This window comes from Paraburkholderia sp. SIMBA_027, from assembly GCF_046535315.1.
Taxonomy (GTDB): Bacteria; Pseudomonadota; Gammaproteobacteria; order Burkholderiales; family Burkholderiaceae; genus Paraburkholderia; species Paraburkholderia tropica.
In genome coordinates, this window is sequence record NZ_JAWRWY010001693.1 from 1 (window position 1) to 232 (window position 232).

Genomic DNA, 232 nt, shown 5'->3' on the forward strand with positions numbered 1-232 from the left:
CGCGTCGCCATTGTAGTCAATCAACTCACACGGAATGATGATCCAACCTTTATCCAGCGCACCGTTGAAATGGCTAAAGCGTTCGAACAGCAGACGGGTCAGTTTTGCCGGATAGCTTACCGCTGGCGCGTCATCGAATTTATCGCCCGCATGGTAGCTGATACCCGCTTCGGTGGTGTTAGAGAAAACAAAGCGCATTTCCGGGTTGTGCGCCAGTTTCAGGAATTCATCG

Annotated in this window: 1 pseudogene; it reads right to left on the minus strand. The window is 51.7% G+C overall.

Going from position 1 to position 232, the window contains the following annotated elements:
- Positions 1-232 (minus strand): annotated as a pseudogene (locus SB764_RS44955) (tagaturonate reductase); the annotation flags it as partial.